Annotated in this window: 20 protein-coding genes; 16 read left to right on the top strand and 4 right to left on the bottom strand. The window is 42.3% G+C overall.

The annotated features are described in order from the left end of the window. Positions 1–17: 17 nt before the first annotated feature. Positions 18–755 carry a YqcI/YcgG family protein gene (locus MKY20_RS14150; protein WP_374940707.1) on the bottom strand — a complete coding sequence of 246 codons (738 nt, stop codon included), beginning with the start codon at positions 753–755 and terminating at the stop codon, positions 18–20. Positions 756–849: 94 nt separating this feature from the next. Between MKY20_RS14150 and MKY20_RS14155 the strand changes: the two genes are divergently transcribed. Further along, positions 850–1,011 (top strand): hypothetical protein, encoded by a 162-nt coding sequence (locus MKY20_RS14155; RefSeq protein WP_217025559.1) that lies wholly within the window; start codon positions 850–852, stop codon positions 1,009–1,011. Between the two features lie 913 nt (positions 1,012–1,924). Further along, positions 1,925–2,767, top strand: coding sequence for an STAS domain-containing protein (locus tag MKY20_RS14160; RefSeq protein ID WP_251175288.1), 843 nt, complete (start codon positions 1,925–1,927; stop codon positions 2,765–2,767). A gap of 221 nt (positions 2,768–2,988) precedes the next feature. Here the strand turns inward: MKY20_RS14160 and MKY20_RS14165 are convergent, their stop codons facing one another. Next, complete coding sequence (locus MKY20_RS14165; protein WP_251175289.1) at positions 2,989–3,372, bottom strand: hypothetical protein; 384 nt, start codon at positions 3,370–3,372, stop codon at positions 2,989–2,991. Between the two features lie 157 nt (positions 3,373–3,529). Here MKY20_RS14165 and MKY20_RS14170 point away from each other — a divergent pair, with 157 nt between their 5' ends. Both MKY20_RS14170 and MKY20_RS14175 read left to right on the top strand, forming a co-directional pair. Next, positions 3,530–4,246 carry a YwaF family protein gene (locus MKY20_RS14170; RefSeq protein WP_251175290.1) on the top strand — a complete coding sequence of 239 codons (717 nt, stop codon included), beginning with the start codon at positions 3,530–3,532 and terminating at the stop codon, positions 4,244–4,246. 83 nt (positions 4,247–4,329) lie between these two features. Then, entirely contained in the window at positions 4,330–5,301 is a 972-nt protein-coding gene (locus MKY20_RS14175) for an HD domain-containing protein (RefSeq protein ID WP_251175291.1), read from the top strand. A 51-nt stretch (positions 5,302–5,352) separates the two neighbouring features. Here MKY20_RS14175 and MKY20_RS14180 read toward each other — a convergent pair whose 3' ends face one another. Then, positions 5,353–5,511: a hypothetical protein gene (locus MKY20_RS14180; RefSeq protein WP_009333774.1), complete on the bottom strand. Its 159-nt coding sequence runs from the start codon at positions 5,509–5,511 to the stop codon at positions 5,353–5,355. A 129-nt stretch (positions 5,512–5,640) separates the two neighbouring features. On the opposite strand from MKY20_RS14180, the gene MKY20_RS14185 reads away from it, so the two are divergent. Next, positions 5,641–5,829 carry a hypothetical protein gene (locus MKY20_RS14185; RefSeq protein ID WP_251175292.1) on the top strand — a complete coding sequence of 63 codons (189 nt, stop codon included), beginning with the start codon at positions 5,641–5,643 and terminating at the stop codon, positions 5,827–5,829. Between the two features lie 51 nt (positions 5,830–5,880). On the opposite strand, the gene MKY20_RS14190 is transcribed toward MKY20_RS14185, so the two are convergent. After that, positions 5,881–6,672 carry a DeoR/GlpR family DNA-binding transcription regulator gene (locus tag MKY20_RS14190; protein ID WP_251175293.1) on the bottom strand — a complete coding sequence of 264 codons (792 nt, stop codon included), beginning with the start codon at positions 6,670–6,672 and terminating at the stop codon, positions 5,881–5,883. A gap of 309 nt (positions 6,673–6,981) precedes the next feature. Between MKY20_RS14190 and MKY20_RS14195 the strand changes: the two genes are divergently transcribed. From MKY20_RS14195 to MKY20_RS14245, 11 genes are all read left to right on the top strand, one after another. Further along, positions 6,982–8,184: a metallophosphoesterase family protein gene (locus MKY20_RS14195; RefSeq protein ID WP_009333776.1), complete on the top strand. Its 1,203-nt coding sequence runs from the start codon at positions 6,982–6,984 to the stop codon at positions 8,182–8,184. A 63-nt stretch (positions 8,185–8,247) separates the two neighbouring features. Continuing rightward, positions 8,248–9,651 carry a metallophosphoesterase gene (locus tag MKY20_RS14200; protein ID WP_019382331.1) on the top strand — a complete coding sequence of 468 codons (1,404 nt, stop codon included), beginning with the start codon at positions 8,248–8,250 and terminating at the stop codon, positions 9,649–9,651. Between the two features lie 40 nt (positions 9,652–9,691). Beyond that, on the top strand, positions 9,692–9,874 hold the full coding sequence (locus MKY20_RS14205; RefSeq protein WP_009333778.1) for a twin-arginine translocase TatA/TatE family subunit: 183 nt from the start codon (positions 9,692–9,694) through the stop codon (positions 9,872–9,874). A 307-nt stretch (positions 9,875–10,181) separates the two neighbouring features. Then, positions 10,182–11,048 (top strand): PHP domain-containing protein, encoded by an 867-nt coding sequence (locus tag MKY20_RS14210; RefSeq protein ID WP_251175294.1) that lies wholly within the window; start codon positions 10,182–10,184, stop codon positions 11,046–11,048. Between the two features lie 32 nt (positions 11,049–11,080). After that, positions 11,081–11,716, top strand: a complete 636-nt coding sequence (locus tag MKY20_RS14215) for a DapH/DapD/GlmU-related protein (RefSeq protein ID WP_034296792.1) — start codon at positions 11,081–11,083, stop codon at positions 11,714–11,716. A 140-nt stretch (positions 11,717–11,856) separates the two neighbouring features. Beyond that, a complete protein-coding gene (locus MKY20_RS14220; RefSeq protein WP_251175295.1) occupies positions 11,857–12,558 on the top strand; it encodes a GntR family transcriptional regulator in 702 nt (233 codons plus the stop codon). A gap of 122 nt (positions 12,559–12,680) precedes the next feature. After that, positions 12,681–13,103, top strand: coding sequence for a phosphonate C-P lyase system protein PhnG (gene phnG, locus MKY20_RS14225; protein WP_251175296.1), 423 nt, complete (start codon positions 12,681–12,683; stop codon positions 13,101–13,103). Between the two features lie 18 nt (positions 13,104–13,121). Beyond that, a complete protein-coding gene (phnH, locus tag MKY20_RS14230; RefSeq protein ID WP_251175297.1) occupies positions 13,122–13,742 on the top strand; it encodes a phosphonate C-P lyase system protein PhnH in 621 nt (206 codons plus the stop codon). Further along, on the top strand, positions 13,730–14,863 hold the full coding sequence (locus tag MKY20_RS14235; RefSeq protein WP_251156099.1) for a carbon-phosphorus lyase complex subunit PhnI: 1,134 nt from the start codon (positions 13,730–13,732) through the stop codon (positions 14,861–14,863). Before phnH ends, MKY20_RS14235 begins: the two co-directional genes overlap by 13 nt. Continuing rightward, positions 14,856–15,710 (top strand): alpha-D-ribose 1-methylphosphonate 5-phosphate C-P-lyase PhnJ, encoded by an 855-nt coding sequence (locus tag MKY20_RS14240; RefSeq protein WP_019382325.1) that lies wholly within the window; start codon positions 14,856–14,858, stop codon positions 15,708–15,710. Before MKY20_RS14235 ends, MKY20_RS14240 begins: the two co-directional genes overlap by 8 nt. Beyond that, the gene (locus MKY20_RS14245) at positions 15,711–16,556 is read left to right on the top strand and encodes an ATP-binding cassette domain-containing protein (protein ID WP_341001591.1); all 846 of its coding nucleotides are present in this window, start codon (positions 15,711–15,713) and stop codon (positions 16,554–16,556) included. Positions 16,557–16,560 lie beyond the last annotated feature (4 nt).

A 16,560-nucleotide genomic window follows, 5' to 3' on the forward strand; every position in this document is an offset into this window, starting at 1 on the left:
AGCTGCTTCTGTCCTCCTTATTTATTCTTGAATGTTCCCAGCAGACGATGAAAGGGGCATTTAGAGATCGTGGTGTCATCATCCCGCAGAAAATATTGTTTCCATTCGAAGTTATCATCGGCTCCATAACTGTTCAAATCAGGGTGTATCGCTATGCTGTCATATTTTTGAAGCCGTTTGCGGACCTGACTTTTAATTCGTGATGCTAAAGGTACTTTTTTCATAAACTCTTGCAAAACCCACCTCGGTGTGATGGCGAGCATCATCGTATCAAAATGCCGGCTCTGCCGATTTTTATGCGCAGGGGTGGCACAATAGACAAAATACTTTTCTCCGTTAAAGCAAAACTCCCAAAGTGGATCATGCGGATCTTTTGGGATTTCGTTTGGCCACCCAGCATTATCCATCTCAGATAACTCTGTGAGCTGCTCCCAAAAAAGCTGCTCATATTCCTCCACACTCAAATCATCCCTTGTTTTGTAAAAAATGATCAGAGAAGTGTAGCTTCCGAACTCTCTTGAATGTAGAGAGAATTCCCTCAGCATGACTGCGGTTTGCTGAATGGCGGCCGGATCCATTGGGTCGTCAGCAAACCCATAACGGAGCTGATTTTTGGCAAACCCTATAGTTGCTGGTATGCAGGGGAAAGGCCTTTCTTTATCGGTCATCTTTGTCTGGAATCTATCAAAAGCAATCTGCTGCCAATCTTCTAAACTATGCATGCCGGAGGAGTTCGCAGTATATAGACTGTTGATCTTAGTCACCCCCTTCAGACTCCTACACTATATTCAAAATGGGATAAGGCAGGTGAGTGTCCATGGTGAAAATGGGCTGACAGAGGAGGTGACGTTGTGGGGTTTGCAGGGGATGGCGACTAGAAATAGGAGAGTGGGCTGGGAAATGGTACCCATGGTGGGGACAAGGCGACGAAAAGGGGTGGAGAGGTGGGAGAGTGGCAGTCATGGACACAGTGATAAAGACGAAAAATCCAGTGATCAGGAAAAATGGTAGTTAATCAGAGTGAATAACGACGAAAAAGCGGAATGGTCAAGGAAACTGGTAGTTAATCAGAGCGAATAACGACGAAAAAGCGGATGGTCAAGGAAACTGGTAGTTAATCAGAGCGAATAACGACGAAAAACGGAATGGTCAACGAAAGTGGTAGTTAATCAGAGAGAATAACGACGAAAAACGGAATGCTCAAGGAAACTGGTAGTTAATCAGAGAGAATAACGACGAAAAAGCGGAATGGTCAAGGGAACTGGTAGTTAATCAGAGCGAATAACGACGAAAAAGCGGATGGTCAACGAAACTGGTAGTTAATCAGAGCGAATAACGACGAAAAACGGAATGCTCAAGGAAACTGGTAGTTAATCAGAGCGAATAACGACGAAAAAGCGGAATGCTCAAGGAAACTGGTAGTTAATCAGAGCGAATAACGACGAAAAACGGAATGGTCAACGAAACTGGTAGTTAATCAGAGCGAATAACGACGAAAAAGCGGAATGCTCAAGGAAACTGGTAGTTAACCAGAGCGAATAACGACGAAAAAGCGGAATGCTCAAGGAAACTGGTAGTTAATCAGAGTGAATAACGACGAAAAACGGAATGGTCAGCGAAAGTGGAAGTTAATCAGAGTGAATAACGACGAAAAACGGAATGGTCAACGAAACTGGTAGTTAATCAGAGCGAATAACGACGAAAAAGCGGAATTCTCAACGAAACTGGTAGTTAATCAGAGCGAATAACGACGAAAAACGGAATGGTCAACGAAACTGGCAGTTATTCACCATTCTTCCTCAATTAACTTAAATAATTTTAAAGTCAGAGGTTTATTCCAAAACTCGCACGGGTATTGAGATATGTTTAGGATGAAGCGGACCCATTCTTAATGGATTAAATCTAAGTACTATAGGGGGAGAACATGAGTAAACAGATGTGTCTTTTAGGGGAAAAGATTTTAAGAGAGAAAGATATGATAGCCAAAAACCTGCATAAGGATCGAATGAGCGGTGTCGAGATGACGGAAATGGAGAGAATGCAGGCTGACAAAATGGAAGCGCAGATTATTCAGATTCGTACTGAGTTTATTGGATTGTTCGGTGAAGCATTGCTGAACCATGATAATAAAAATAAAACGATGGAAAAGATAGAAAAATGGTGCAAGGAAACAGGGGGAAATTTATTTAAGCTTGGAATCCCTTTGGATGAAGCTTTAAAAGATGCGGGTTATTATCGGAAACATATCTGGAAATCTTTAGAGGAAGCTATGATGGAGCTTGAGATGCCGGCAGCAGAGGTTTTTAAGGTTATCTATTTTATAGATCCCCTGCTGGATCATTCCATCCATTGCTTCAGCATGTCTTATGTCAAATACCATCAGGTAACACTCGAAAATGCAAAGCAGGCTTTTCTTGAGTTATCCGTCCCTGTCGTTCCTCTTTCAAAAGGAGTTGGCATCCTGCCGCTAATTGGAAACATTGATACAGAGAGAGCGCAGCTTCTGATGGAAGAAACATTAAAACAGTCTGCGAACCTGAAGCTGTCGCATTTAATTTTAGACATTTCAGGCGTGATGATTGTTGATACGATGGTGGCAGATCAGCTGTTTAAAGTAATTGAGGCACTCTCGCTGATTGGAGTTAAAACGATTATTACCGGTATCCGTCCGGAAGTGGCCCAGACGATAGTCACGCTCGGCATTAAGCTGAATGGCATTCAGGTTAAAGCCAATGTGTATCAGGCTTTTGAAGAACTGCATGGGTGAGCATAGAAAAATAGCAGAGTAATTCAAAATGAATTTACTCTGCTATTTTTTGGTTTCATAAATTGGGTTTTCGTGCCCAATAATTGATATAAAGGTTTGAAAGAGTAATCTCAACAGTCTCTTCATTTTCGGAATCAACATCTGAAGCGTATATAGAAACTGAAGTCATTCGCATCCTTGTATCCTTAAAGGGCCTTAGCACGCAGGAAATAGTTCAAATGTTATACCCTGATAAGCTGCACCTGCAGTATATCTGTATCTCCTTTATTTTGTCTGGCGTGTTCAATTCCGGAAACCAGTGTCGCCCCGCTGAAATTATAGCTGCCAATGGAGCTAAAAATCACTTGATAATTTGAATATGTGTCGAAAAATACCTCTGAAACATAAATCTTATTGTTATCTTCCTCATAAATAACTTTTCCCTCAGTTTTTTCAAAATTTATTTTTACAACAGGATAGGCTTGAGCAAAAATATCCCCAGCATCTTCCGATATATCCTTTATTTCATGTTTCCAGATTCCGAAGAAGCCGGCTATCCAGAGGAAAAAGATTAGACCAAGTAAAGCAATGAGGTTAATGATAAAAAGAGGAGACTTAAAACTCATTCCATCCCCCTACCCCTTATACTAAAAGGTTAACATAATTTTCCTTTTGGGCGGGCATAAAATCCGGTTTTTCCGCATATTAACCGTGTTTATTTTCCTCACTGTGAATAGAATGAATCAAACAGCACTTCACTGCCTATTGAGGGGGGATGACATCATGTTTTCGGTATCGGGTATGCAGGGATTTGAAATGTTTTCGGTTATGCACCTTGTTACACTGTTTCTTTTCTTTTTTACCGCCTGGTGGCTTGTGTATTACAGGCAGGCACTTAGGGCCTATCAGAAAATCATAAAATGGTCGCTGTTTGGTGCTTTGCTGGCTTGTGAAGTGACGCATCATATATGGCTGGTTCTTACAAATCAGTGGGATGTGGCAGATCTGCCGCTCCAGCTTTGCTCTTTGAGCACTTTCATTGCTCTTTACCTGTTTTTGAAGCCTGATAAAAAGGCTTTTTGGCTGCTTTATTTTATTGGTGCAATACCTCCAATTTTAAGCATGGTGACACCTGATATGGTTTACCAATTTCCTCATTACCGCTACATCAAATACTTTCTTCATCATTCAGCCATTCCGCTTGCCGTATTATATTTTATTTTGTTTGAAGGGTACAGGGTGCCAAAAAAAGCAGTGCTGAAAGGCTTTTTAACACTCAATGTCATTGCGGTTCCAGTCTTCTTTTTGAATATGATGCTTAGTACAAATTTCTTTTATTTGGCCAGCCCGACAGAAACTAAAACCCTGCTGTCGTTTTTCGGGAACGGTGTCTGGTACTATGCAGCACTTGAAGCTGCTGCGCTGATAGTCTTTTTTATTACCTATTTACCGATGCATTACTTGCAGTCAGCGGAACAAAAAAGGGTCCGCGGAAAATGAAAGCCTTATTCCTGCCGGGATTAAGGCTTTTCTCTTTGAAACATATATAATGTAGGTACATATTTATCAAAGCAGGAGGATTTATGCTGATTAAAGACGAGTTATATGGAGAATACAAGCTTGAACAAGTGCTGGAAGAATTAATCAACAGCAGGCCGGTGGAAAGGTTAAAGGGAGTACACCAGGGCGGAGCGGGCTACCTTGTCAATGAAATATGGAATGTCACGAGGTACGAACATTCATTAGGCGTGATGCTGTTAATAAGGAAACTGGGCGGTTCTGTGGAAGAGCAGATTGCCGGTTTGCTTCATGATGTTTCTCATACTGCCTTTTCCCATGTGGTTGATGGAGTCTTGGAAAATGAAGCAGAAGATTATCATGAACATATTTTTGAGCGTGTTGTCCTTGAATCTGAGATCCCGGCCATTTTGAAAAGGCATCATCTTGATTATGAAAGTATCCTTTTTGAGGATTCACAATGGACATTATTAGAACAGCCCGCACCCGAACTTTGTGCGGACCGGCTGGACTACACGTTGAGGGACATGTACCGATACGGTTATATTTCTTTAAATGAGGCACACAGCTTTCTGAAGAATCTGATCGTTGTTGACGGCCGAATTTATATTTCTGACCTGCAGGCAGCTGAGTGGTTTGTAAAAACTTATTATAAAGAAGTCATTGATTTCTTCATGGAACCCTTAAATATTTATGCAAATGAATCTCTTGCAAAGGTCCTGAAAAGATCTCTGGAAAAAGAAATTCTTCATTTGGGTGATCTCCTTGGCAAAGATGAAGAGGTATTAGTTAAAATAAGGGAATCAGGGGATCAGGAAGTGAAGGGTCTGCTTGAGAAAATTGATCATAAGGTCACCGCAGAAGAAAACAAGTTAGACTACGATATTCATTTCAAAGGGAAAATCAGATTGATAGATCCTTCCGTTTTGATTAACAGCAAGCTCATCAGGGCATCCAGCCTGTCAGATGATGTTAAAAACAGTGGACAAAATGCATATGAAAAAGCCATGGAAGGTGTGTACATAAAAATTCAATAATGAAGGAAGCCTTATCACTGCATCCGGGCAGGAATAAGGCTTTTCCTATTTTTATCGTTTATTCTGTTCCTTTTCTTTTTCATACTGCCGCTGCGGAGTCATTTTGGAAATGGCATCTTCAACAACTTCCTGTGCTTTCTGCGCTTCCCGATCCTGCTTTTGAGCTTCTTCCTGAATACGGTTAACATCCTGTGGAGTTTTTTCACTCATATCATTTGCCTCCCTTTTCTCCTGTATGTTACTAATGTTTCCGTTTTAGAAGGAAATAAACAATCCGGATAGAGATGAAACCAACGTAAAATGATAGCGAAGGGGCTGATAAATGGCAGATTTCAATTGATGTTTATCTTATTTATTCCTGTATTCGGGGTGCAGATCTGGAGTTATTTCGATCCGGAAGAAAGCCTGCTGTGGGGAAAGTGGTGGATGTATAAGGAAGAGCCAGAGAAATCGGAAGGGGCCATTCGCTATACAAAAATGATGTGTATGATCGTTCTAACTGTTATCTTTGCATTTGGCCTCTTTTAAGAGAACTCTCAGTCACTCCGTCTAACAGTGGCCTGAGAGTTCTGTTTCATTTTATGTATAGACTTTTACCCATTTTAGCCCATTGAACTTGATTTCCTCCTCCGGCCAATTCTGCGGCAAATCCGCATCAGTAATGACAAAATCAATAGCCGAAAAAGGGCTGATATGGAAAAATGCCCTTTGATTCAGTTTTGAGGAATCGGCTGCCACATAAACCTGTTTAGATCTTTTTATCATGATAGCAGAGGCAGCAGCTTCATCAATATTATAATCGCATATCCCTTCGCGGTTCATTCCTCCACAGGAGATAAAGGCCTTGTCAAAATAAAAGTGTTCCAGCATCTGATTAGTTAGTGAACCTGAGGTTGAGCGCTGCAGAGGATTCACGGTCCCGCCAATCAGAATGACCCTGCCATTGAACAGTTTATTTTCCATTCTTGTATTTAATATTTCTGCGGCAGCCAGTGAATTGGTTACGATCGTTACGTTCTCAACATTTTCAATCGAACCGGCAATATGAAGAGTTGTGGAGCCGACATCCAAAACAATTATTTCTCCATCGGAAATAAAGCTTGCTGCAGCTTCACCAATTTTCTTTTTGATGGGGAGGCTTACAACAATCCTTTTATTTAATTGCTGCTCCTTCTCTAAGCCAAAATAGCATATGGCTCCTCCATGAATTCTTCGCAATTTGTTTCCCTTCTCAAGCCGTCTCAAGTCACTCCGGATTGTTTCTGGCGTTACACTTAATTTTCTGGAGAGATCCGCTACACTCACTTTATTTGTTAATTCTAATTCCCTGATAATCCTCCTGTGCCTTTCCGCAACGAACCCTTTTTTCATTATTGGTCCCCCCGTTTTCATCTTATGGATCATTATAGGGCTGAAGTTTTAAAAATTGAGGTCAAAAATATTAATTTATATAAAAGTTTAAAAACAGAAATGAAAACAAAAGAATACAAAGAGAGGAAAGTCCCGAATTTCATTCTTCCTTCCTATTAATCTCAGATGAAAATTGAAAATCATATTTTTGTTTATCTTTTTGCCTTTGTTTTCTTTACTAAACAATCTATTGATATTAATACTTCTTTAATAGATTTACTCTAGGATTTTAACCGTAGGGGAATTTTTTATCAATTCATGGAGGTAAGGATGATGAAAGAAAATGAAAGCAAAGGAATGGACAGAAGGGCATTTATTAAAGCGGGAGGAGCAGGGACACTGGCTTTAACTATGGCAGCTGCAGGCTTGCCTGGAGACTTATTCGAAAGCAGGGTTCAAGCGGAAGAGATAAGTGAAAAGCTGGAAGGGCCAAGGCTTTCCTTCAATTCGAATGGGAAATTTAAAGTTGTCCAATTTAATGATACTCAGGATGATGAAAGGATCGACAGACGGACCATACAGCTGATGGAAAAGGTGCTTGATTCAGAGAAGCCTGATTTTGTCGTTTTAAATGGTGACAATATAACAGGCGGGTGTGATACAGAATTAGAAATGAAGCAAGCCATGAATAATGTCGTCCAGCCAATGGAAAAAAGGGGAATCCGCTGGGCGGCTACGTTTGGAAATCATGATGAGGACTCAACTCCAAAGAGCGGCATGGATGAGAGCGGTATGCTCAAATTCTATATGAAATACAAGCATAATATGAACACACCTGGGCAAAAAGGCCTTACGGGAACAGGAAATATGAATCTATTAATCAAAAAATCCAAAGGGAATAAGGCAGCATTTAATCTCTGGCTTTTAGACAGCGGCAGATATGCCCCTCAAACGATCGCCGGCCAGGATTTCAAGGGCTATCCAACATGGGATTGGCTGCGATTTAATCAGGTTAATTGGTATTATGAAAGATCCAAAGCAATAGAAAAGCGTTATGGCTATAAAGTGCCTTCTCTTGTATTCATTCATATTCCTCTATGGGAGCACCGTTTTATGTGGTGGGGCAGTGTGGACGGCAGAACACAGGCCGGGCATGATTTGGCTGTGGCCAGGCATCAAATCAATGGAGAGCGGAATGAAGATGAGTGCCCCGGCCCGATCAACAGCGGCTTGTTTACAGCCATGCTGGATAGAGGGGATGTGAAAGGCGTATTCTGCGGCCATGATCATATTAATACATATTGCGGCAACTATTATGGAATTCTGCTCGGATATGCCGGAAATACCGGCTTTGGCACTTACGGTCTTTCAGGGCCCGACAGAAATAGACTTCGGGGAGCGAGAGTGTTTAATTTAGATGAAAATCATGAAGGTGTTTTAGCAGATACCCATATGGTTTTTGCCAAAGACTTCGGTATTGATTTAACAGCCAACGACCAGAGCATTGATCCGCTGCCGCTGGAAAAAGAATAGGATAAAGCATAAGGGACGGTGTTAAGAGGAGTATGGAAAAATTGGAGAAGGAGTTTATTAATCATGAATGATAATCGGACTGGACAAAGAGATGGAAATATATTTAAAAAAGAAATGGATCGCCGTGCTTTTTTGCAGAAGACTACCTTAGCTGCCAGTGCAACAATTGGATTATCTCTTGCTAACTCTCTTAATTTAATTACAGCAAGTGCTGCCTCTTCTGCTTCGATTATGAATTCTGCTGGCAAACCGGATTTAGTTTTCCCGGTTATTAGTGACATTCATATCCATAACAGCAGCAATAAAACACTTGAAAAGTTTATAACAACTTTAGAACAGCTAAATAAGGCTGTTCCGGAGCAGGATGCTTTTTTGGTTGTGGGAGATTTAACAGATTATGGATATGAAGCCGAATTCGATAAGTTTATGTCAGCTTATAATGCCCACAAACAGCCGGGTGCCGTCTCCATGTTTGCCATAGGGAATCATGACTATTGGAATGGCTTATCAGCAGCAGATGCACAGAAGCGATTCCTAACAAAAACAGGCATGGAATCTATCTGCTATCACAAGGTAATCAAAGGCTACCATTTTATTATTCTGGGAACAGAAGATGGATTAACAGAGGGCACATTCTCCGTTGAACAAATTAATTGGCTGGGTGAGCAGCTGAAGATTGCTCATGAAGATGATTGGAAAAAGCCAATTTTTGTCTTTCACCATCAGCCGATTAAAGGGACGGTCTATGGAAGCGAATGGGGCTTTACTCAAAATAGAGACCTTTTTTACAACACTTTAAAGGAATATCCGCAAGTCATCTCATTTTCCGGTCATACGCATTATCCTCTTGATGACCCGAGAATCATTCACCAGAAGGATTTTACTTCAATTGGAACCTCAACTGGCGCTTATTTGTGGCTGGATGCCGGCAGAATTCAAGGGGAAGTGCCTGAGGGTGCAGATGTCCTGAATCAGGCATTAATTGTAGAGGTACATAATAATAAGGTGCTGATCAGGCGACGCGATATTCATCATAATGATTGGACAGGTGAGCCATTTGAAATAAACTATCCGGCAAATAAGCGGAAATTTTCATACACAGAAGACAGAGATAAGCAGGCACCTTTTTTTACAAAAGATGCGATGCTTTCCATTAATCATGAAATGACATCAGCCACTGGCATGGCCATTATGTTTACCCAGGCCAAGGATGACCTGCTGGTTCATGACTACAAGGTAGTGGCAAGACATGCAAATTCAGAGAAAGTTGTGAAGGAATTTCTTGCTTTCTCGGAATTCTATAAAGATCCTGTGCCAAACCCCTTGACGTTAACAATTGAAGGATTAGAGGCCAATACAGCCTATCAAATTGAGGTGCATGCACTGGATGCTTATGGGAATGTATGTAAGAGGCCTTTAAAAGCTTTAGGGAAGACGAAAACATTGGCTGCCGCAGAAACCGTTTAATTAAGACGGTTAGTAACAATACTCAGCAGGAGGGATGAACATGCTGCAAAATATAGGTATACCTGGACTAATATTAGTATTAGTTATCGCACTTATCATTTTCGGTCCATCGAAGCTGCCGGAAATTGGCCGAGCATTCGGCTCGACATTGAGGGAATTTAAAAGCTCAACAAAAGAATTGCTGTCAGAGAACCAGGAAGACAGCAGCAAAACGAAATCATAAAGCAGAAATGGGCCGACTTTTTTGGAGTTGGCCCTTTTTCGTGAAGATTTTTATGAAAAAAGCTGTCTTCCAAATGGGAATATCGGCCACTTTCGGTAGATTATCGGTCAGAAATTGAATATATCGGTCACTTTTCCAATATATCGGTCAGTTGCTTTAATGCGGGGCTTTTACTAAGGCAGAAACCACTAAACTGAAAATCATAATAGGAATTACAAACTCTTAACAGAAATTTACATCCCGTTAACCTATCTGGCTTGGCACCAAGTTATTCTAGTAAAAAAGGCTGCAAATGGGAGGAATGGAGATGAAAGCAGAGCTGCATTGCCATACGAATATTTCTGATTGCCCGCTATCAATTGATGAGGTTTTGAATCTGGCCATTGCCAATGAGGTTTCACATTTGGCCATTACGAACCATGACACCACAAAAGGGCTGAGGGAAGCAATTGAGCGAGGTAAGAGGTATGGAGTGGAGGTGATCCCTGGTATTGAAATTTCTGCTTTTGATTTTGACAGGGCACGCCGGGTCCACATTCTGGGCTATTTTATCGAACCTGGGCATAAGTCAATTGAAACGCTGTGCCAGCCGATCATTGAGCGGAGGCATAAGCTTTCGTTCGAAATGGTTCAAAGGCTGATATCAGCAGGCTACAGCATTACATGGGACCGCTGTCTGGAGCTTTCTGCGGGTGGAACGGGAGTTTATAAGCAGCATATCATGGAAGCTCTTATTGAAACTGGATATGCAGATTCTATATATGGTTCCCAATACAAAAAATTATTTGGCCGCGGTCAAAATGGAGAATCGAAAGGAGTGGCTTTTATCCCGATGGAATATGTGGATGCGAGGCTTGCTGTTGAGGCAATTCTTGAAGCAGGCGGTGTGCCGGTACTTGCCCACCCTGGCCAATATGGAAATTTTGAAAAAGTGCCTGAGCTGGTTGAAGCCGGCCTGCAGGGGATAGAAGTCTGGCACCCCCTTCATAATAAACAGCATGAAGAAATGGCAAGGAAACTGGCCATACAATATGGATTAACCATGACTGGAGGCTCCGACTTTCATGGTGCTTATGGTGAGAAACCGGTTGTGCTGGGCAGCATGTCTCCGGGTGTGGAGAGAGTGCATGAATTAGCTGCAAGACGGCAGAGACTGAAAAGCCAGCGACTATAGGCAGTACATTTAAAAAGGGGTGGGATTTGCACATGTCAATGATTTATAAACCAAAAAAGGATGAAAAGCTCTCTGTTTCACCTGCTGTACATCATTCCAGCTTCATCATTGACAGCTATGCGGGAGAATGGACATCAATCGGAGAAAGAAATAAAATTATCGAATCAAAATTTGGCGACTACACTTATACAATGGATGATGTGACAGTCAACTATGCTGAAATCGGCAAGTTCTGTTCCATTGCTTCTCATGCATGCATTAATCCCGTTCAGCATCCGATGGACCGGGTGACCCAGCACCATATGACCTATCGGAAAGTCGATTATGGTTTTGGCAATCAGGACGATCATGAATTTTTTGATTGGCGCCGAACCAATCGGGTCAAAATTGGCCATGATGTATGGATTGGGCACGGTGCCATCATCATGAAGGGCGTTGAAATCGGCACGGGATCGGTCATCGGGTCCGGGGCAGTCGTTACAAAGGATGTTGACCCCTATACGATTGCAGCCGGAGTGCCCGCTAAGCCGTTGAAAAGAAGGTTCACTGAAAAAACAGCTGCAAAGCTGCTTGAGATTGCCTGGTGGGATTGGCCACGAGAAAAGCTGGAAGCCCATTTTGATGAATTAAACGATACGGAAGCTTTCATCAGGAAATTTGGGAGCTGAAACATAGCCTTACAAGACCCAGTCACTAAAAGGATTGGGTCATTTTCATTTTTTATAAAAACATTACATTCATGTAACTCTCCATATAAACTCTTTTTTTAGACTTAAATTGTTTCCGGATTCCGAAAGGGGCTGACTGTATGAGTGAAAAAATGCTGCTGGTAGACGAGCTGATTACCCAAATAAAGGAAGGGATTTACAAACCAAATGAAAAACTTCCTTCTGAGAATGAGCTTGCAGATCAATATGGGATACCAAGGATGGTTGTACGGAAAGCATATGAACAATTGCAGGATCTTGGGTTCATTTTTTCAAAGCAGGGAAGGGGCAGCTATGTCCAAAATAGGAAACAGCAGATTCCGCTGATTTTGACAGGAGATATCAGCTTCAGTGAAAAGATGAATGAGCATGGGTATGACTTCAGGTCGGAGAATGTTTGCTTTGAAAAGATCCCCTATGAATCTGATATCTATCATTCGTTAAAGGTCAATAAGCAGGATGAGGTCTATAAAATTTCCAGATTAAGAATCGTGGACGGCTGCCCGATTGCCTTGCATACATCTTATGCAGCCAAATCAGTTTTTCCGCAAATTGATAGGGATGGACCAGGAATTACCTCTATTTTTCATTATTACAAAACGCATGGCTATAAAGAATTCACTTCGGGCCAAAGTCAGCTGAGTGTGGTTTTCCCGAATGAATCTGAACGGAAAATCCTGCAATGCTCGAGTTTGATTCCGCTTCTGCTTCTGGAGTCCCTCTGTAAGGACAAGGAGACGGGAACAGTACTGGAAGTCTCAAGAATCAAATATAGGAGCGATTGCTTTACTTACTTAATTTAATTTGGCTTTGGAAATATATCAGGTTAATAAAACTCTTACATAATTTACACTTCTTTAACATCCGCCAGCTTGGCAACAAGATAGATTTAAGATGCAGAACAAAAACAGATGGAGGCCAAAAGGTGAAAAGAAAACAGCGAACAGAAATTTTGATTGAAGGTTCACATGAATTGGCAAAATCTTTAGCGAAAGAAATTGAGCAAAAATATTCAGTTTCTGTTATACAGGAACCGGAAAATGGGCTTGTGATGTTAAAGGTGCGGGAGACTTCCAGGAAAAGCCTGTTTTATTTAGGGGAAGTGCTGGTGACAGAATGCAAGGCAAAGGTGGAAGGAAAGATCGGCATAGGAATTGTGAGAGGCGATCATCCAGATCTGGCTTATCATCTTGCCGTGATTGACGCGGCATTTCTCGGGAATCTTCCCGAAACCAAACCATGGACCGGGATACTCGAAATTGAAAAGCACTATATAGAACAGAAAAGAAAAGCAAAGAATGAAGCCATTTTAAGAACAAAAGTCAGCTTTGAGACGATGGATGTTTAATAGAAGGAGGAACAGGCTTTGAAATTGGATGTTGTTCATGACCTGCAATCTGTATATAGAAAATTAGTCGATTCCACTTCAAGGCCAGGACTGATATCAGACCTGGGCAAGGAGGCAGCAATACTGGACGGAGAAAATGCTGCTGGCTGCTCCAGCTCAATTTTACTGCTGGCACTCACGCTGCTTGATCCTGAGGTTACGTTTAAGGTGTATGGCAGTAAGGCTGAAGCAGTTGAAAAAGAAATCAATCAATTAACATTCGCAAAAGCGGTACAAGCGGGTCAGGCAGATTATTTATTTCTCCTGAAGGATGCCGGGGCTGGGTCTCTGGAACATGCCATTGAAATAGCGAATCCGGGGACGTTCATAAACCCGCACAAATCCGCAGTGATTATAGCAGAAACAGGAGCGATCACGGTCGGTAATGACCTGCTTTTGAAAGGACCTGGCATTCAAACAAGCACCGGAATCAGTATAGATCTAACAGGAAATTGGATTGAAAGACGTAGTGAAAAAAATAAAGAGTATCCAACAGGGGTCGACCTGATATTCGTGGACCGATATCATCAGCTTTTATCACTGCCAAGAACGACTCAAATAACTGAAACCAGGGAGGTGGAGAAAGAATGGGTTATGTAGCGGTAAAAGGCGGGACACAAGCCATTGAAGAATCGATAAAACGCTTGAAATATGAAAGGATTCATAAGGAACAAGTGCTGGAAACCGGACAGATTGAAGCAGGGATGAGAGGGTTAATCGATCAAGTGATGTCAGAAAGCAGCTTATATAATGAAAAGCTTGCAGCATTAGCGATCAAGCAGGCTGAAGGAAATCCGGAAGAAGCAGTATTCCTGCTTCGCGCATACCGCTCGACGCTGCCGAGAAAGTACTGCTCGAAAACCATTGAAACCGGGGAAATGAAGGTTGAACGCCGGATTTCAGCAAGCTTCAAAGATATTCCCGGCGGCCAGATTTTAGGGGCGACAACGGATTATACCCACCGGCTCCTCGATTTCAATCTGATGAAGGAAACGGAAAAGACGGTAAAAGAATGGCTGTCATCTTATGCTTCAGAAAATAACCCATTTGGTGAATTGCAGCAGGAGCCCGATCTTATATTACCGAAGGTGCTGGATTATTTGAGGAAAGAAGGCTTAATTCCTCCACTTGAAAACAATGATGCTGAGCCGGATGATGTGACGAGGGAAAGCCTTGACTTTCCCTCAAGCCGCAGCCAGCGCCTGCAAATTCTGACAAGAGGAGAGACAGGAGCTGTTACTTCACTGGCTTATGCGGTTATCAGAGGCTATGGCGCTCTGCATCCGACTGTTGGGGAGCTAAGAGTTGGAAGCCTGCCAATATACGTGGGCCATCCGAATGACGAGGGCAGTGATGAAGATGACTATTACATTGGTGATATCAAAACAACAGAAGCGGAAATGCTGATGCCGTTCATGGCTGAAAAGGAAAAAGGCAAAAAGGAATTGGAGTTTGAAATCGGATACGGATTATGTTTCGGACAGAATGAGACAAAAGCGATCGCAATGGGCATTCTGGATAATTGTCTGGAGCATCCTGATAATAGCTTCCCAAGCCATAATGAGGAATTTGTCCTTTTTCATATTGATTCTGTCGAGTCAACCGGCTTTATATCGCACTTGAAAATGCCGCATTATGTAACGTTCCAGTCGAAGCTTGACAGTGTGAGAAAGACAAAAACAAAAGCAGACGAACGGGAAGAGGTGCAAGCATATGAATAACGCCTATAACTTTGCTTTCTTTGACGAAGGTTCGAAGCGGGAAATTAGAAGAGCTACATTAAAAGCGATTGCCATCCCGGGTTATCAGGTTCCATTTGCGTCAAGGGAAATGCCGATTGGAAGGGGCTGGGGGACAGGCGGCCTGCAGCTGACACTCTCATTGATCGGGAGAGAGGATGTATTGAAGGTAATTGATCAGGGTTCAGATGAATCTGTCAATGCGGTCAGTATTAAAAAGCTTGTATCAGATACAACAGGTGTTCAGATAACGGAATATACTTCTCAGGCGACCATTATTCAATCACGGCACAGAATCCCTGAGGTACCGCTGAAAAAGGAACAAATCCTTGTGCTGCAGGTACCGCTTCCTGAACCGCTCCGTTATTTTGAACCGAGTGAGCATGTGACGAAAAAGCTGCATGCAGAAAAAGAATACAGCGGTGCCTGGCTCATGCTCTTTGAACAGATCATGAAATACGGAAGCATGACAACAGGTGCAGATCATCCGGTCATGGTTCACGGCCGCTATGTAATGGCACCAAGCCCGATCCCTCGCTTTGATAATCCGAAAATGGATGAAAATGAAGCACTCATTTTATTGGGAGCAGGTCGCGAAAAGAAGATATATGCAGTTCCGCCATTTACGAGAATCGTTTCCCTTGATTTTGAAGATTATCCGTTTGAAGGGGAAAGTTTTGATGGGAAATGCTGCAGGTTGTGCGGCTCTGAGGGAGTATTCCTTGACGAACTGATCGATGAGGCAACAGGAGAGACATATTACCAATGCAATGATACAAGCTATTGCTATGAAATATTAAACGAAGTCGAAAAGGCAGGAGTGAATTAAATGACTGAATTTGAGGTTCCGGTCTTATCTATAAAAAACTTAAACAAGCAATTCGGTCCCGGCTGCGATCATTGCAGAAACCCGGAGCCTTTGACCCTGATCAAAAATTACTGCAGTGTGTGCGGAACGGTCTATGCGTGCAGAGATGTATCATTTGATGTATACCCTGGAGAGGTGCTTGGAATTGTAGGGGAAAGCGGAAGCGGCAAGTCCACCTTAATGCAATGCCTGTACTTTGACCAGGAAACAACTTCAGGGGAAGCGTATATTTCTTCCTACCAGAATGGGCTGAATAATCTTTTTGAGGAGTCTTCCCAGCAAAAACGGTATATCCGCAACCACTTAATGGGGAAAGTCTATCAAAACCCTCTTTTGGGATTAAGAATCGACTTTTCTTCGATTGGAAATATTGCCGAAAAATTGATTGCAGCCGGCAGCAGGAATGTAGGGATTATGGAAGACAGGGGATCAGAGCTGCTCAGTAAGGTGAATATTCCCGTCCATCGCCGGAAAGAAGCACCAAAGAATTTTTCCGGAGGAATGCAGCAGCGTGTGCAAATTGCCAAGGCACTTTCTAATCAGCCTCCGATTCTGCTTTTGGATGAGGTTACGACCGGACTGGATCTATCTGTACAGGCAAGTGTTCTGGATTTAATTAAAAGCCTGCAGAGGGAGATGAATATTAGCATAGTGCTGGTTTCGCATGATTTGGGCGTTATCCGGATGCTTGCGGACAGAACATTGGTCATGCTGGAGGGACAGGTCATTGAACAGGGGCTGACAGATCAAATACTCGAAGATCCTCAAGCTCCATTTACTCAAAGCTTGGTTCATTCGCTTCTTTAAGGCT

It is taken from the genome of Cytobacillus sp. FSL W8-0315, assembly GCF_038002905.1.
GTDB classification, from domain to species: Bacteria; Bacillota; Bacilli; order Bacillales; family Cytobacillaceae; genus Cytobacillus; species Cytobacillus pseudoceanisediminis.

Bases quoted from the DNA above. Each gene is read 5' to 3' on its own strand.
- MKY20_RS14180 (WP_009333774.1), bottom strand. From the start codon at position 5,511: ATGAGTGAAAAAACTCCACAGGATGTTAACCGTATTCAGGAAGAAGCT.
- MKY20_RS14205 (WP_009333778.1), top strand. From the start codon at position 9,692: ATGCTGCAAAATATAGGTATACCTGGACTAATATTAGTATTAGTTATC.
- MKY20_RS14185 (WP_251175292.1), top strand. From the start codon at position 5,641: ATGTTTATCTTATTTATTCCTGTATTCGGGGTGCAGATCTGGAGTTAT.
- MKY20_RS14235 (WP_251156099.1), top strand. From the start codon at position 13,730: ATGGGTTATGTAGCGGTAAAAGGCGGGACACAAGCCATTGAAGAATCG.
- MKY20_RS14240 (WP_019382325.1), top strand. From the start codon at position 14,856: ATGAATAACGCCTATAACTTTGCTTTCTTTGACGAAGGTTCGAAGCGG.
- MKY20_RS14160 (WP_251175288.1), top strand. From the start codon at position 1,925: ATGAGTAAACAGATGTGTCTTTTAGGGGAAAAGATTTTAAGAGAGAAA.
- MKY20_RS14170 (WP_251175290.1), top strand. From the start codon at position 3,530: ATGTTTTCGGTATCGGGTATGCAGGGATTTGAAATGTTTTCGGTTATG.
- MKY20_RS14195 (WP_009333776.1), top strand. From the start codon at position 6,982: ATGATGAAAGAAAATGAAAGCAAAGGAATGGACAGAAGGGCATTTATT.
- MKY20_RS14215 (WP_034296792.1), top strand. From the start codon at position 11,081: ATGTCAATGATTTATAAACCAAAAAAGGATGAAAAGCTCTCTGTTTCA.
- MKY20_RS14200 (WP_019382331.1), top strand. From the start codon at position 8,248: ATGAATGATAATCGGACTGGACAAAGAGATGGAAATATATTTAAAAAA.
- MKY20_RS14210 (WP_251175294.1), top strand. From the start codon at position 10,182: ATGAAAGCAGAGCTGCATTGCCATACGAATATTTCTGATTGCCCGCTA.
- MKY20_RS14165 (WP_251175289.1), bottom strand. From the start codon at position 3,372: ATGAGTTTTAAGTCTCCTCTTTTTATCATTAACCTCATTGCTTTACTT.
- MKY20_RS14175 (WP_251175291.1), top strand. From the start codon at position 4,330: ATGCTGATTAAAGACGAGTTATATGGAGAATACAAGCTTGAACAAGTG.
- MKY20_RS14190 (WP_251175293.1), bottom strand. From the start codon at position 6,672: ATGAAAAAAGGGTTCGTTGCGGAAAGGCACAGGAGGATTATCAGGGAA.
- MKY20_RS14245 (WP_341001591.1), top strand. From the start codon at position 15,711: ATGACTGAATTTGAGGTTCCGGTCTTATCTATAAAAAACTTAAACAAG.
- MKY20_RS14220 (WP_251175295.1), top strand. From the start codon at position 11,857: ATGAGTGAAAAAATGCTGCTGGTAGACGAGCTGATTACCCAAATAAAG.